The sequence below is a fragment of the Vallitalea longa genome, assembly GCF_027923465.1.
Taxonomy (GTDB): Bacteria; Bacillota; Clostridia; order Lachnospirales; family Vallitaleaceae; genus Vallitalea; species Vallitalea longa.
In genome coordinates, this window is record NZ_BRLB01000001.1 from 1,232,806 (window position 1) to 1,249,596 (window position 16,791).

Sequence of the window (16,791 nt, forward strand, 5' to 3'; positions counted from 1 at the left end):
TTATTCATTGATTCTATTATAGTATCTTTTTCAAGCCTATAATATTATACCATATAAGTAAATCATTACAAGCTTAGCATATTACCATTTTTTATTATATAAAAATATTTTTTCTGATAGATAATATGGGTATATCCCACCTGTAAATTATTATCTAATGCATGCTAGTTTGTCCAATTAATTTCCACATCACGATTAACTCCTATATATGTCTTATAATAGTCTTTGTAATAATCATTATGATATGGCATCACCCATCCGTGAAAATCATTAGGTAATCTCTTCTGGTCTAGTTTGCCAGTCTGATTTTCATCTACATACTGTTCAGCAATTCTCACATTACTATCATAAACTTTAGCATTGGCAATATAGCCTTTCATTAATGGTACCATAATAGTAAATGATACTATTGCTAGAGTCAAATAACCTACAGCGATACCTACTCTTCTACAATCCTTTATTCCTCTTATTTGAACATTTCTATTAATCACCAATATATAAGCAACAAAAGGTATAGGTAGAAGCCATGGTAGATTAAACAACAGACATGCAAAACCTCCACAAATCGCTGATATCCCTTGATTGTTTAACTTAGGTATTATACAACCACTATATAAAACAAACATAAATATAGGAAATATTAAATTACGTGGTCCAAAAACAGGTGAAACGATCATCATGAATTGTGCACCAAAAGCAAGTATGACAGCTATTATAGGAAGAGTATTATTCTCTATAATCTTATTCTTGTATATAAGTATTGCTGCATATACCAAAGTATATAAATATCCAATACCAATAAATGCTGCGACAATCATTTTCCCTGCAAGAGGATAATAATTAATAACTTTTCCAGTTACTGCTTGCCACAATAGACCAATACAAGAACTTCCTCCAACTATTATTGCAATATTTCTTGTCCATCTTAATTTAACAGATACGTATTTACTATATTTGAATATAACTCCAATTGATGCTATTATTGCAAGCATATGATAAGGAAGCATTATATTAGAAAACGCAAAATAATTCTCCTGATATTGAAGGTTATATAATATTAACTGAAATAAACCATCAGCCGGCTGTTCTTCTATAGATGCACGAAGAAAAACAGATGGTGCACATACTACAGTGAGCATTCCTATGAATACTATAATCAAAGTGATGATTTCCATAATTTTCAGTTTTTTCTTGCGAAAAAATTTCTTCTCTAGTAAAATCAATAATGTCAGTCCAAATGTCATTACACTTGCCTGCTCTACAGTCGCAGCAGCTAAAAAACCCAACACTGGCACATACCAACTAATTTTTTCTCTAACCATAGAACGATGAAGAACATACCAAAAAATTAGAAGCATGAAAACAGGATAAACATAATTAAATGATCCTGTTAACCAGTAAACACTTTGTCTAACAAAATGCAAGTTAAAAAAAGCAATAGCAACAGCTATAATAACAGCTGAATAACCAACCATACTTTTGTCATTGTTCTCTTCAGATCCCATACAGATCTTTGCTCCAAAAAATACAATTAAAGCCAAAATTAAAGAATTGAAAATCGCCCAGAAATGTTCACTTATACCTAGAAATATTGTAGCAAGAATGTGTACAATAGATCTACCGTTAGCTCTCATATAATGATCTACATGCCTTGCCACAAAATAATCAAAATCTCCGTCAGTAAAACAAGAGTAGAATAGATCATCTCCGTATATTCTAACATTTAAGTTAATTATAAATGTTAATACAAAAGTCAACAACATTATAAAAATCAGTCCATATTTTTCCCACGTATTTTTTCCCTTATTAATAAATTTTTTTCCCTCATCACTCAAATTTTTTCCCTCTTTCTAAACACTAGAAGCTGCGCAAATAAGTAATTCAATACAAGTACAATAATACTGATTATTACTTTTGATATCATAGCTTCTATTTGCAACCATGATGTAAGAACGTATACACCACCTACTTCAATTAACATAGTGACACCTCTAGATGAAAAGAAACTAAATGCTTCTAGTAAAAATTCCTTAGTGGAATCACATTTACTTCTGAATACAAATATCTTATTAGTCACATATGCAAAAATAACTGCACATATTATAGATATTACATTAGCAATATTAAGATTAATATTAAGGAGATATGTAAACAACCAAAAGACAGTGAAATTCACTAAAGTTGTTAATCCCCCTATGAATACATATCTAAATATCTTTTGAAATCTTTCATCCTGCATAATTTCTTTTATATAATTGATTAGTCTCTTTATCATATAATTTTCCTATCTTTCTTAATACTACTTCTGATATTTTGTGAAATAACATATTTCGTCCAATACACTTAATATGTTACAATATTTTACCAATACAAGTATACTATTAATAGTTTCAGTTATCAAATTACAATATTATTACATTTTCATTCTAATATGCTTTAGTTGCCATCTTTTCTGATATACATGCATGGTACAATCCCTATACTAGAAGTATTAGCTTCTTTGTGATAAGCAAATCCATCAAGACCTACAACTCTAACAAACCTTGAATTAGTATATGGAGTCCTTAACCAATAACTTCTTGATTTCTTTTTATTCACTACATGTTTATCGTAATCATTTACATCTAGCATGAAAACTCTTTCTTCATTGACACTACCATATGCTTCATTAACATTCTGAGTTATATATCCAGGTATACAATACCAATAATGAGGCTTATTGCCTTGTTCTATCAATGTATTTTTATCAGGTGATAAAATAGTCTTTATTGGAGTATTAATAATTTTTTCTTTTTCTTCTGCATTGAATCCGTACAAAAATCCTTCCTCTGTTTCGTTGTTAAGCCATTTTCTTACATCAGAATCTATCCATAAATTGGAATCATCTTCATCGAATTTCATAACATCAATCACATCATTAGTTGCAATAAAATAATAATCATCGGTCTCATCAAGGATTTCCCAGACTATATCTTCATTATTGTATTTTCCAAAAACCATAGTTTTGTTGTTATTACTATAATTCATGACTATAGAGGATACAACACAAATTATTATAAAACCAGTGATTCCAGCTATAATCTTGTATCGTCTTTTCTCCAATAGTTTTAATATATCTGCCACTATAAATATTATCGTCAAATCCAATAGAACATTAAACAAAAACATATGTTTTATAAGATCAGCCTCTCCATTACCAATAACAGGCAATATGAATTGACTTCCTGCAAATAATATAATCATTACCCTAAAAACTAGCGGTAGAATATTTCGTTTCTTATCTCCTCTTGATTTATTTCTTCTTGTCAGAAGAATAGTTGTTATGATAAATAAGATGAAAATGACCACTATTATAAATAGTGCAGATTCATATGCTGTTTTTCTTAATTTCTCCCACAAACTAAAGCTTTCATCAAATTTAACTCCTTCATCATAATCCTTCCTATTATAGTTACCTAGATAAGGAGGTCTTATGATCGTACTGGATACAGCTGATAATTTAATCTTATCCATCAATCTATCTGGATGTGTAAGATAAAACAAACTTATTTTCATTGGAGTAGCTTTCTTATATACTTCTTCTCTGAATTCATCACTATATATATCAAAACCACTATGGTCCATATACCCATGAGTTCCTTGTAGATTCAAATATTTTTCATCAATATCAAGATATGAAAGGTCCTCCTTAGGATTATCTGAATCCTTAAGGACTCCATAGAATAGAGAATGATATTTATTCACATCTCCCATCCATTTTGGTACTGATACATAATAATAAACAGAAGTCACAAGCATACATAGGCTTCCCATGACTATTAATGCTCTTATCTTATTATCCCTTTTATAATAGAATAATAATCCAGAGAATATTATCATAAGAATTCCTAGAGGTATATTAGCGACTTTTGCACCGATAAATATACACCCTGCTATAAAGTTCACTATGTATAATATGTACTTGTCCCTTTTTCCATTAATTATACACAACATACTGCCTATATATATCAATAATGATACTAAAATCAGAGGTTCACCGAAAAAGGAATTAAAATATACTAAATATCCTTTATCAAAATAGATAAATATAATTATAGCTGATAGTAAAATCTTAAATAATATATTCTTATAACGAAATCCCTTTATCAATAACACTATTCCTAAACTAACAAGCATCAGATACAATATGGATATTGCCCTAATATCAAAATCATAAATCTTATTATACCTAGAATACTTAACCACACCATTTATCACCTGCGCTAAATTCACGATGACAGAATGTGTAGACTTATAGCCACTGATATTATGTATTCCTGGATTAATTATAAACTTAATATATTCGGAAAGAGAATTGAATTCCCTATCATATGCAAAATCTTGTTGAGCATAAAAATATTTATCATTTTCATCACTAGCAAGTCCTACAGGTTGAATCACTCTTCCGAAGTCACAATTATCCGCCAAGCCCACAGTCGTAGGATAATTAATCAGGAGATAACCTGTTACTACTAGAATCATAAACAATATAAAATACCATACATTTCTTTTCATAATAGCCTCCATAATCTATCTTAAATCAAGTACAATATCAAACGAATTTTTTTCACTAGATTTATTTTCGTAAGAATCTGTTTACTTCAAGTCAACTCTTATATACCTATTGGTTAATATTTTGAAGCTTACTCCAAATCTCAGGTTTCATCTTCTTAATATTGACTATCTTGAAATCGTCATTTACAAAAGTATGTTTCGTACTGCCTTTCGCAATAATTTTATCGTCCTTTTCTCTTACCACATTATAGTTGAAAATTACTTTAACTGGATTCATCTCACTTATCCAAGCTTGAATAATAAGATTATCCTCATATTTCGCCCCTTGAATATATTTACAACTTGATTCTAGTACTGGCATCATTATACCCGCTTCTTCCATGTCTCTATATGACATTCCTGTTTCAGTAATGAATTCTCCCCTAGCTATTTCAAACCATGGGTAATATTTTGAATGATGGACTATTCCCATTTGGTCTGTTTCCACATATCTTACCTTTAATTTGGTTTCATGAATATACATATTAATTATTCCTCCCATCAGAATTATTGTATTGTGGTAATTCAACCATTGCTTTTAAACCTTTTTTATTATCGCTTGTTAATATTAACTGTCCTTTGTGTGCCTTAGCAATTCTAGCTACCATTGGAAGACCTAATCCATGACCATTAACGTTTGAATTTTTATCATTGGATGTATAAGGTAATCTTGTTAAGTTTTCAATCTTATCTTCTGATATTCCCTTACCATTGTCAGAAACACTAAAACAACATAACTCATTGTTAATAACAGATGTACTGATTAGTATTTCACACCCATCAGGATTATGGACTATACTATTTAATACAAGATTATACACAGCTCTGATCAATAACTTTTCATCTGCTATAACCAATATATTTTCATCAGATACATCTAAAGTAATTACGAATTTTTCATCAAGTCCATTATTAAGAAAATCAACAACTACTTGCCTTGCAACCTTAGATAATCTTACATGGGTGAGATTTAGAGGCTGCATATCATATTCTAACATAGATACAAGATTCAGATCATTAACTAATGATCGTAGTTTCTCACCTTGTTGTCTTATAATTCCTGCTTGCTGCTTACATTCCATAGGTATACTAGTACTATGTTCTAATTCACTTGCGTAACCAAGCACCATTGATAATGGTGTACGTATATCATGGGAAATTCCTGCAATCCAGTTGGAACGTGCCATATCTCTTTCTTTTAGCTTAGTATTTTTCTCTTGTAATATATTAGAAGTTTGATTGATGCTATTGGCAATATCCATCAAAACACCTTTAGTTTTTATAAATATAGGCTTCTCATTAGCCAAATTATGTATACCTTTTATCAGAGGTTTAACAGATTTTATTAATCTTGTTCCAACAAAAACTGATAACATCAAAGCTATAACTATATTAATAATAAACATTATACCTACCTTCATTGGTAATGAACTAATCCAACTGACAGGCATTTGGAATTGGTATTTCGCAAAACTTTTTTTTGGATACCCAAGCACAATCAAACCATATTCGTGTTCCCAAACAAAAACAGGATAGTCTTCTAAGAAATTTCTTGAAAGTTTAGCGATATCAGTCAATGTGAATGAATTAGGAATATCGCTGGGCAATCTATAATTCCATATGACATCGCCACTATCATCTATAAGTATAGCCCATAATCTTTTCTCTGTTAATACTTTTTTAGTATCCTCACTTAACTCATAACTTGAATTATTATTAAAATCTCTAGCTATGTTTTTTAGCTCTTTTTTAGGTGAATGTCCACCATTCATTCCTTTGAACACAAAAGAAGCTAGAATCGTATAATCAAGAACTAGTAGGAAAATGCAGATAATTATTGTAGCACCTACAAAACGACGTAAAATCCGAGATATACCATCCATATTATTCCCCCTCAACCAACAGCTTGTAACCTAATCCTCGAACTGTAATAAGACTTTTTGGTTTTGAAGGATTTAATTCAATTTTTTCTCTTATTCTCCTGATATGTACCATTAGAGTATTTTCATAGCTATAGTAATCATCCCCCCATACCGCTTGACATAAAGCATCTGTAGTAACAATACATCCTTTATTCTCATATAACTTCAACAAGAGTCCATGTTCTTTGGCTGTCAAAGTTACTTCTTTTTCATCTCTTACTACTATTGCACTTTCCAAGTCTATAACACATCCTCGTATCTGAAAATTAGGTAAGCGTTTAGGCGTTATAGTTGTATACACTCTTTTAAGTATAGCAGTAAGTCGTAAAATAAGTTCTTTAGGCAAAAAAGGTTTTACTATATAATCATCTGCACCTAATAATAGACCTAATAAACGATCCTCATCTTCACCTTTGGCAGATAGAAAAAGTACAGGTATATCAGAAAACTTTCTTATTGAAGAAAGCAATTGAAATCCATCACCATCCGGTAGCATTACATCCAATATTGCAATATCAGGATTCTTATTTCTGCAAAAAGTGATAGCTTCTACACAATTGGAAGCCTTATATATTCTATAGAATCCTTCTTTAAATAAAAATTCTTCAATCATATTTCTTATCTGAATATCATCATCGACTATGAGTATTTTTTTGTTTTTTATACTTTCCATTTGTTATCACCCACATCTATTATACCTAACATGACTAACAATTTCATTATTCTTGGAATTTATATATTTTATTTAAGGTAATCGTAAGGTAGATTTTAGATTGTAGAAAGGTATGGAAGTTATAATTACGTTGTATTGAAATTAATATTAATGAAATGGAGTTGAATTCGTATGACTACAATCGTATCAACACATCAACTATCAAAATACTATAGTGGTGTTTGTAGAGTCGATAAAGTAAATATGACAGTATATGAAGGGGACATATATGGTTTTCTTGGACCTAACGGTGCAGGTAAATCAACTACACTGAAAATGCTTCTGGGACTTTCCAAACCTACTAACGGTGATGTAAAGATATTTGGTAAAAATTTTAACAAGAATCGTCAATCAATTCTTAGTAAGACTGGGTCTCTTATTGAATCACCTTCGTATTATGGACATCTTACTGGATTAGAGAATATGCGTATAATGCAACGTCTTCGTAATGTACCACAAAAAAACATTGATGAAGTTTTACATATAATACGTCTGGAAAATCAAAAAGATAAACAAGTAAAACATTATTCTCTCGGTATGAAACAGAGACTTGGGATTGCCATGGCATTAATTAATTTCCCAAAATTATTGATTTTAGATGAACCAACTAATGGTCTTGACCCTAATGGTATAAGAGAAATCAGGGAACTCATTAAATCTTTACCTCACCGTTATGGCATTACAGTCTTGATATCTACTCATCTATTATCTGAAGTAGAACAAATGGCTACTTCTGTAGGTATCATTGATAATGGTAATCTATTATTTCAAGGTAGTATGGATTTGTTACAAAAAAAAAGTGAAACTTGCATTTGTATAAAATCATTAAACAACACTCTAGCAAGAAAAATATTAACTGCCAATAATTATACATTTTTACCACAAGTGAAAGATGATTTCATCGCATTTAGAAGTATCAACGATAATCAAATAGCTAATATTAATAAACTGCTTGTTGACTCAAATATTAAAGTTACACGTATTGAAGAACACAGAAAAAGCTTGGAAGACATTTTCCTAGAACTTACAGGAAGGGAGCGAAGTCTTTAGATGAAAATTCTAATATTAGAATACATGAAACTGCGCAGAAAAAAAATATTTCTAATGATTACTTTATTCATAAGTGTAGAAATTGCATGGGCTCTTATGTCAGTAAGTATAGCTTTATCTCGTAACCCTAGCAACAGTAGTTGGATGTCAACTATGGTAACTCTATCATCTATGAATGGTTTGTTTTTACCAATAATATCAGCAGTAGTAATGTCAAGAATCTGTGATATGGAACACAAAGGTAATACTTGGAAATTATTGATGTCAGTAGATATAAACCCTAGAAAAGTTTATGGTGCTAAATATTTATGTGGAAATTTTCTGCTTCTATATGCTGTTGTTTTACAAGCTATAGCTATTATAATCTTTAATATACTGAAAGGATTAAGTGAACCAATACTTTTTACTATGGTACTGAGATTTATACTTGGAACGTCACTAGCTAATATGGCAGTTCTTGCATTGCAACAATGGATTTCTTTATCAATCAAAAATCAATCATTTGCTTTATGTATAGGTATGATTGGAGGATTTTTAGGTATGACAGGAGATTTTTTCCCTATTTTTGTGCGCCGTATTTTCATATGGTCTTATTATAGTGGTTTATGTCCTGTGGCCTACTACTTTGACGATGAATCAGCTAACTATATTATTCAAAATCATAGTTTTGGTATCTTCTCTATTGTCATAATTATAGCATTAATATTCTATATTGTTGGTAATATTCATATTTCAAGGCAAGAAGTATAAGGAGGTAAAATATGTTAAGAAAAGTAATTTCCACAGAAATATTAAAACTTCGTCGTTCTCATATAATTATAGTACTTATGATACTCCCAATCATAAGTATAATAATTGGAAGTGCTAATTATTATTTTAATCAAAGTATATTACAGAAACAGTGGTTTAGTCTTTGGTCACAAGTAAGCTTATTCTATAGTGAATTTTTTTTGCCTGTACTTATTGCTATATGTTGTTCTTATATATGTAGATTAGAACATTTAAATAAGAATTGGAATAAAGTGATGACTGCTCCAATATCAGCATCAAATGTTTTTATTGCAAAACTCATTGTAACTGGTTTAATTATTCTTGTATTGCAAATATTTTTTCTTGCTCTTTATTTCTGTGCCGGTAAACTCTTGGGGCTATCATCACCATTTCCAAGTGTAATTTTTACTTGGTTTTTAAAAGGTTGTCTGTCTTGTATAACCATAACTTCTTTACAGCTATTATTATCTATGCGCATTAAGAGCTTTGCTGCTCCTATCGGTATTAGCCTATGTGGTGTCTTCATAGGTCTAGGAATGTATGTAACAAAAATTGGTATGTTATTTCCCTATTCATTATTAACTATTGGGATGAGTGCATTAAGTGGAGAAAATTTATCCCTTCATGACAATATATTATTTTTCACTAACAACATTATCTTTATTATTTTGTTTTCATTAATTGGAATATACAGGCTAAAAAAAGTTGACATAAATACTTAATATTTTTTGTTTCTTATGAAGGGAGTTAGATTCTATGAAAAAATCAATTGTTTTTTTATGTATATCAGCAATAGTAATATTAATTATTATTAAATTATTAACTACTTCGATTTTTGACCCAAAACGACTGACACCTGATGATCCAACTGGAAAAAAAATATATTATACTATGGTTGATAATAGTGATGTGGAAAAAGATGAAAGCAATGATTGTTATGACTATAGACTTTCCTGTTATAGTGACATGCTCCCCCACTAAACCTATAAAACGGTTTTGAGGGGGTTTCTTGGGACGTAGTAACCTAATGGTTACTATTATTACCAAGCTCTACGGGTAAGCCCTACCCTGTAATATTTTAATATTGCAACAACAATTCACCTTGATTTTTAATGTTTATACTTGCATTTAGGTCTCTATCTATTGAATTGCCACACTCACAAGTATATACTCTTTCTGATAGTTTCAAATCTTTTTTTACTGCACCACAAATTGAACAGGTTTTACTTGATGGATAGAATCTGTCTATCTTCACAAGTTGTTTTCCTCTTAATTCAGCTTTATATTTAAGCATTGCAATGAACATTCCCCAACCATTATCAGATACGCTTTTACCAAATTTCAATGCTTGGCTCATACCTTTCATATTTAGGTCTTCTATCGCTATAGCATTGTATTTATTTATTAATTGAGTAGATAGTTTATGTAAAAAATCCGATCTTGCATTTTTGATTTTATAGTGTATTCTTGCTACTTTAATCTTTTGTTTATCCCAATTATTCGAAAACCTTACCATACGTGATAATTTCCTTTGTGCCTTGATAAGTTTAGCTTCTAACATACGAAAAAATCTAGGATACTTGGCTCTTTGGTTTTCAGAGCTAACAAACAGTTCTTTCATTGAAAAATCTAAACCTACTATGTTGCCGTTACTTGGAACTTGAATTATTTCTTTTTCAAATTCAGTAGTAATACTTACAAAATAAGCACCTGTAGGTACTTGACTTATAGTAGCAGATAATATTTTATGATTCCTAGGTATTTCTCTATGAAATTTAGTTTTTAGTAATCCTAATTTTGGGAACTTCAACATACTGCCTTCTATTCTTATTGAATTGTTAGTGTTTTTGGTTGTATAAGATTTGATATTGTTTCTTTTAGATTTGAATCTAGGATATTTAGCTCTCTTTTGAAAGAAATTCTTAAAAGCAGTATCTAAATTCCTAAGTGCAGATTGAAGAGAAACACTATCCACTTCTTTAAGCCAAGTTAAATCTTTTTTCAAAGCTGTTAACTCTTTAGCTTGATTAACATAAGTAGTTGATTTTTCTTCATTCTTGTATAATTCAATTCTTTGATTAAGAAAACGATTGAATACAAATCTAGTACAGCCGAAGGTTTTATGAATCAAAGTCAGTTGTTCCTTATTAGGATATATTCTATATTTGAAAGCTTTATTGATTTTCATAGATTTTCCCACTTCCTTATGTTATAATTATATCGTAATTCAATTTAGTTGTAAAGGAGTTTTTTAGATGAATAATAGTTAATCCAAAAGCAATAGGCATTCAATATACAATCTAAAATATCATTTGGTTGTAATAACTAAATATAGACACAAATGTATTAACAAAGAACTTACTATTTGAAACACCTCCCCAAGTGGAATTAGCAAAATTAGTTAATACTTTGAAGACTGTTTCTTCAAGACTGATTAGGAAAAAACATAGTGAATATTTAAAAGAATATTACTGGAAACCCGTATTTTGGAGTAGAAGTTATTGCATTTTAACAACTGGAGGAGCAACAATAGAAATGATTGAGAAATATATTCGCTCTCAAGCAGGAGTTAAAGATTAAAAACCGTTCCGATTCATCTCCCTCCTAGTTAGAGGAGGGAGTTTTCTCGAAATATCTAGATAAAAAAGGTTCAGAAAAAAAGCTTACTTTTTCTGCTGGTAAATTGTTACGTGAAGGAGCTTACATAGAGTTATATGCAACTACTTTAAGAGGTGTAACTTACTGGCAGGAGGTTAAATTTCAAGAGTTACCAGAAGATGTTCAAGAAATTTATGAAAATACCCTAACATCAACTAATCACAAAAATTCAAGAATACCTACATAGATTATTTATTGTAGATCACTCATGCAGAGAATTATTTTATTATTACTCAACTTTCTCACCTTTAATTTAATGTAGACAAATAAAGGCTTAATAGGTTACTTATATTCACAAAGCCTATTAATTAGTCTTCCATAATAGAATATTGAAGTAAGAAAGTTGAGTCAGTAAAATTATACTACTTCAACAAATTTATTATGCAACTTACATTTTAGAGTAACATTTCGTTTCCTTAGAACTGAGTCTATTGCTTTTAACGTAATATACAATTTTTCTTCGTAACAGTTTTCACCCATATGTCCTATTCGTATTACCTTATCTTTCAGATAATCAAAAGCTCCTGAAATTATGATATTATAATCATTTGCCATATCATCAAGTATAGTCTTACAATCTACTGAAGATGGAACCATTATTGTGGTTACTGTATTGGAAAAACCTGAATCAGGATATAGTTCTAGACCTGCTTCCAGTAAAGCTGTTCTTACGCCTCTGGCTAATCTTCTATGTCTATCAACAATACTATCATCTCTAAGCATTCTATCCACAGCTTCATTCAAACCGTATATATCACTAATGGATTGGGTATAAGGGAACCATTTGTCTTCATACCAATTTTTCCACAATGATAGGTTGCAATAAAAACTTGGTACAGGTTTATTTCTGTTCATTATCTTATTCCAAGCTCTATCACTGATACCAAGTAATGTTAATCCTGGTGGTGCTGAAATACATTTCTGTGAACCGCCCAATACTATATCAATCTTCCATTTATCAACTTCTAGCGGTTCTCCTCCCATTGACGAAACTGCATCTACTATGGAGATGATACCGTATTTGTCTAATATGGGACATATTTTATCAATAGGATTAGTAATTCCCGAAGGTGTTTCGCAATGAACTAAAGTCGCTACTTTATAGTCATGATTTTCTTGTAAAAATGATTCTAATTTCTCTACATCAATCTCCCTAGTATAGTCCGAAGAGAAGAATGTTACATCTCCACCATATAACTTGGCAAAATCTCCAAATCCTTTACCGAATATACCATTATCAATACATAGAACTTTATCATCCTGCTCTATTAATGATGCACAAGCTGCTTCCAATCCTAGAATACCTTCTCCCGCTAATATGAGTACATCATTTTCTGTATGGAGCATCTTCTTAATCTTATTACAAGTTTCTCTATAATAATCATAGAAATCAATATCAAAATCTGGGTTGGTTATTGGTTTTGACATTGCCATCCTTACTTCTTCACTTACATATGTTGGTCCGGGTGTCATCAACAATTTATTTTTCATAGCTACCTCCATATTGAATTTATTATTATATCATTTACAAAATTTATTACTATTATATATAAAAACTGTATATATAAAAAGATACAGTTTCTATAATTTAAAAAAGTACAGTTAAATTATATCTTTTTTCAATAAGTGATAAAATTATAAGTATAAAATTAGCTTCTTTTACTTTATACACATATAATTAGATAGATGTATAATATAGAATAATAGGTAATAATCATTATTATTGTCTCCATATATTGACTTCACTTCTATGATAAAGTAAAATTGTTGTTATAAGCATTTAACTGATGAGAGGTGGAAAGTATGAATAATAAAAAAACCGATAGCATATTAATTGATGGTATAGTATCTTCATTGATAGCTTTCTTAATAGCGATAGGTATATGTTTTGTATTATCACTAGTATTCAATTTAACCGGATATAAAGAATTCAATCAAATAATGTCAGGTAATTTGGGTGGAGATAAAGGAGCTAGTGTAAATAGCATCTTAAGAATAACCGTAATACTATTTAACTTTTCATTATTTAACACTGTAGGTACTGTTAGATTTGGTATATTGATTTTTGCATTTATACCTATTATCGCATTTTGGTTAGCCAATAGGCAATTAAATAAAAAAGGTAATTTAGGCCCTACTAATATTAGTATTTACTTGATAAGTTCATTAATATTTGCTTCATTACAATTTATAATATCTTTGATTACCAAAGGTGAACTTGTAGAAGGATTACCTATTAACTTTGCAACATTGAGTAATTTTATAGCTACTTTTATTCTGACTTTCATAATTCAGTTATTCATTAAACTTAATTATAGAAACACTGGAAAAAATGCTGGCATCAAAGCATTTAAAAGCACCTATAGAATTATGGGAATCGTTGCTGGGTTTATCGGTATAGTAGCTATCGTTGCTGGTGTTTCAAGCCAAAGCAATAATATTATTATGATGATAATTGCAGTAATAGCTATGTTGCCTAATGTAATTTCATATATTTTCTTTTATATGATAGGACTTACAATGAAATTCAATGATGTATTTCAGGAACAGTTAAATATATATATTAATTTAGACTTGACTTTCCAGAATAGAATGTATATAAGATATATAGCAATACTTTTATTTGTTCTTATTATCGCATATGTAATATATAAAATGGATAAAAAGAAATTTATAAGAAATGCTATTATTTATTCACTTACACTAGGGATATTCATGGGAACTCTAGGCTATTGTTCAAGTATCAATTTTATTGAAATCAAATATATAGGAAGTATTCAATTTGGCGTTAGTAGCATTCTACTTTCTGTTTTTATTCCTATATTGGTCATATGGATTGTTATTTTACTTTATTATCTAATTAAAAGAATAAAAGATATCATAAGAGAGTAATATAGTAATAATCTGATACTTAGATAATAATGCCTTGACAAAAATAACATTCTACATTAGAATCATATATTAAATGAAAGATCTTTTTCGCTTTTATTATTGAATAGAAATATATCGTATGATTAAGTATAAAATCAAAATATTGAAATATGATGTTGATGAGAAATAGTAGATATCATTGTATCATTTTAGAGAGGAAGTCAAAGCTGAAAGACTTCTATGAGACGGATATCGAACCTATCTTGGAGTTCTGTATGAAAATACAGCGGTTGCCTTCCGTTAATTAGGTCACGAGATAATAATTGATTATTTCTTTATTAATTAATTATTAACTAGGGTGGTACCACGAAAATATAACTTCGTCCCTTCTGGGATGGAGTTTTTTTATTATAAAATATTTTATAAGATAAAAAGGAGAGTGAAAACTATGGCTAAAAAAGATAAGTTTGTAGAAGCTATTACGCCAATGAATGAAGATTTCGCAAAATGGTACACTGATGTAGTCAAGAAAGCTGAACTAGTAGATTATTCAAGTGTCAGAGGATGTATGGTCATCAAACCTTATGGTTACGCCATATGGGAATTACTTCAAAGACAATTAGATGACAGATTCAAAGCAACTGGACATCAAAATGTATATATGCCAATGTTTATACCAGAGAGTTTACTTGAAAAAGAAAAAGATCACGTTGAAGGTTTCGCTCCTGAAGTAGCTTGGGTTACACACGGAGGAACTGAAAAATTAACTGAAAGATTATGTGTAAGACCTACTTCAGAAACTTTATTCTGTGAACATTATGCTAATGAAATCCAATCTTACAGAGATCTACCTAAGTTATATAATCAATGGTGTTCTGTAGTTAGATGGGAAAAAACTACAAGACCATTCCTTCGCTCATTAGAATTCTTATGGCAGGAAGGTCATACTGCTCATGCTACCGCTGATGAAGCAATGGAAGAAACAATCAACATCCTTAACTTATATGCTAAGTTCTGTGAAGATGTACTTGCTATACCAATGATAAAAGGTCAAAAAACTGATAAAGAGAAATTTGCAGGAGCTCAAGCAACTTACACAATCGAGAGTTTAATGCACGACGGAAAAGCTCTTCAATCAGGAACATCACATAACTTTGGTGATGGATTCGCTAAAGCTTTTGATATTACCTATACTGATAAAGAAAATAAGTTATCTTATGTACATCAGACATCTTGGGGTGTATCAACAAGATTACTAGGTGGTATAATAATGGTTCATGGTGATGATAATGGTCTAGTTCTTCCACCAGCTATCGCACCAATTCAAGTAATTATCGTTCCTATCATGCAGAAAAAAGAAGGTGTTCTTGATAAGGCTAATGAAATCAAAGACGCTCTAAGCAAATTCACAAGAGTGGATATTGATGATTCCGATAAGAGTCCAGGATGGAAATTCAGTGAACATGAAATGAAAGGTGTTCCACTTAGAGTTGAATTAGGACCAAAGGATATCGCTAAAAATCAAGCCGTTATCGTTAGAAGAGATACTAGAGAAAAATATTTTGTTTCTCTTGATGAACTTGAAGCTAAAGTATCTGAGTTATTACAAGAAGTTCAAAAGAGTATGCTTGAAAAAGCTAGAGTCCATAGAGATAAACATACTTATACTGCTACTACTATGGATGAATTAACTAATATCATGAATGATAATCCAGGTTTCGTAAAAGCAATGTGGTGTGGTGATACTGCTTGTGAAGAAAAAATAAAAGAAGAAACAGGGGCTACATCAAGATGTATTCCATTTGAGCAAGAAGAAATTTCAGATGTATGTATTTGTTGTGGTAAACCAGCTAAAAAAATGGTTTATTGGGGTAAAGCATACTAGAAAATTCATTATATACTTCAATCTAGCTATTAAGCTAGGTTGGAGTATAATTTAATTTTATATATTAATATATTTGCGTAGGTTAAAAATTACTATTTCCTCGTGTAATACAATCAAATCTATTACTTATTAAAATATAGTGTAACAATTATTGTATTAAACCAATACCATTATTAAGAATAATTTCTAAGAAATATACCATCTTAAAATAAGTTATTATCTATAAAACCAATTATACAAATTCCACAATTTCAGTCCTTGATTTTTGTCTAATATTACTTTGGAATGCATTCTATCCCATGAAACATGTCGTTTATCAGGATTTGTTG

Annotated in this window: 14 protein-coding genes, 2 pseudogenes and 1 other annotated feature; of the genes and pseudogenes, 8 read left to right on the plus strand and 8 right to left on the minus strand. The window is 30.1% G+C overall.

The features are described 5' to 3' along the window. Positions 1–164: 164 nt before the first annotated feature. From QMG30_RS05375 to QMG30_RS05400, 6 genes are all read right to left on the minus strand, one after another. On the minus strand, positions 165–1,835 hold the full coding sequence (locus QMG30_RS05375; protein ID WP_281813007.1) for a DUF6056 family protein: 1,671 nt from the start codon (positions 1,833–1,835) through the stop codon (positions 165–167). Continuing rightward, complete coding sequence (locus tag QMG30_RS05380; RefSeq protein ID WP_281813009.1) at positions 1,832–2,275, minus strand: GtrA family protein; 444 nt, start codon at positions 2,273–2,275, stop codon at positions 1,832–1,834. Before QMG30_RS05380 ends, QMG30_RS05375 begins: the two co-directional genes overlap by 4 nt. A 161-nt stretch (positions 2,276–2,436) precedes the next feature. Further along, positions 2,437–4,554, minus strand: a complete 2,118-nt coding sequence (wsfD, locus tag QMG30_RS05385) for a glycan biosynthesis hexose transferase WsfD (RefSeq protein ID WP_281813011.1) — start codon at positions 4,552–4,554, stop codon at positions 2,437–2,439. A 106-nt stretch (positions 4,555–4,660) separates the two neighbouring features. Further along, positions 4,661–5,077, minus strand: coding sequence for an acyl-CoA thioesterase (locus QMG30_RS05390; protein ID WP_281813014.1), 417 nt, complete (start codon positions 5,075–5,077; stop codon positions 4,661–4,663). Between the two features lies 1 nt (position 5,078). Next, positions 5,079–6,476, minus strand: coding sequence for a sensor histidine kinase (locus tag QMG30_RS05395; RefSeq protein WP_281813018.1), 1,398 nt, complete (start codon positions 6,474–6,476; stop codon positions 5,079–5,081). A 1-nt stretch (position 6,477) separates the two neighbouring features. After that, complete coding sequence (locus QMG30_RS05400) at positions 6,478–7,188, minus strand: response regulator transcription factor (RefSeq protein ID WP_281813020.1); 711 nt, start codon at positions 7,186–7,188, stop codon at positions 6,478–6,480. Between the two features lie 171 nt (positions 7,189–7,359). Between QMG30_RS05400 and QMG30_RS05405 the strand changes: the two genes are divergently transcribed. Genes QMG30_RS05405 through QMG30_RS05420 form a run of 4 tightly spaced genes read left to right on the plus strand, consistent with a single transcriptional unit; the run spans position 7,360 to position 10,029 of the window. Continuing rightward, complete coding sequence (locus QMG30_RS05405) at positions 7,360–8,277, plus strand: ABC transporter ATP-binding protein (protein ID WP_281813022.1); 918 nt, start codon at positions 7,360–7,362, stop codon at positions 8,275–8,277. Continuing rightward, positions 8,278–9,027, plus strand: a complete 750-nt coding sequence (locus QMG30_RS05410; RefSeq protein WP_281813024.1) for an ABC transporter permease — start codon at positions 8,278–8,280, stop codon at positions 9,025–9,027. An 11-nt stretch (positions 9,028–9,038) separates the two neighbouring features. Then, positions 9,039–9,770: an ABC transporter permease gene (locus QMG30_RS05415; protein WP_281813026.1), complete on the plus strand. Its 732-nt coding sequence runs from the start codon at positions 9,039–9,041 to the stop codon at positions 9,768–9,770. A 34-nt stretch (positions 9,771–9,804) separates the two neighbouring features. After that, positions 9,805–10,029 (plus strand): hypothetical protein, encoded by a 225-nt coding sequence (locus QMG30_RS05420; protein ID WP_281813029.1) that lies wholly within the window; start codon positions 9,805–9,807, stop codon positions 10,027–10,029. 97 nt (positions 10,030–10,126) lie between these two features. Here QMG30_RS05420 and tnpB read toward each other — a convergent pair whose 3' ends face one another. Then, positions 10,127–11,236, minus strand: a complete 1,110-nt coding sequence (gene tnpB, locus QMG30_RS05425) for an IS200/IS605 family element RNA-guided endonuclease TnpB (protein ID WP_281813032.1) — start codon at positions 11,234–11,236, stop codon at positions 10,127–10,129. Between the two features lie 124 nt (positions 11,237–11,360). On the opposite strand from tnpB, the pseudogene tnpA reads away from it, so the two are divergent. Both tnpA and QMG30_RS05435 read left to right on the plus strand, forming a co-directional pair. After that, a pseudogene (gene tnpA / locus QMG30_RS05430) lies at positions 11,361–11,628 on the plus strand (IS200/IS605 family transposase). A 67-nt stretch (positions 11,629–11,695) separates the two neighbouring features. Then, a pseudogene (locus tag QMG30_RS05435) lies at positions 11,696–11,893 on the plus strand (DUF1093 domain-containing protein); the annotation flags it as partial. Positions 11,894–12,063: 170 nt separating this feature from the next. On the opposite strand, the gene QMG30_RS05440 reads toward QMG30_RS05435, so the two are convergent. Further along, positions 12,064–13,197, minus strand: a complete 1,134-nt coding sequence (locus QMG30_RS05440; RefSeq protein ID WP_281813035.1) for a pyridoxal-phosphate-dependent aminotransferase family protein — start codon at positions 13,195–13,197, stop codon at positions 12,064–12,066. Positions 13,198–13,509: 312 nt separating this feature from the next. Here QMG30_RS05440 and QMG30_RS05445 point away from each other — a divergent pair, with 312 nt between their 5' ends. Both QMG30_RS05445 and proS read left to right on the plus strand, forming a co-directional pair. Then, on the plus strand, positions 13,510–14,598 hold the full coding sequence (locus tag QMG30_RS05445) for a hypothetical protein (RefSeq protein ID WP_281813038.1): 1,089 nt from the start codon (positions 13,510–13,512) through the stop codon (positions 14,596–14,598). A 146-nt stretch (positions 14,599–14,744) separates the two neighbouring features. Further along, positions 14,745–14,968: a binding site (T-box leader), on the plus strand. Positions 14,969–15,025: 57 nt separating this feature from the next. Next, a complete protein-coding gene (gene proS / locus QMG30_RS05450) occupies positions 15,026–16,462 on the plus strand; it encodes a proline--tRNA ligase (RefSeq protein WP_281813041.1) in 1,437 nt (478 codons plus the stop codon). Positions 16,463–16,791: the final 329 nt, after the last annotated feature.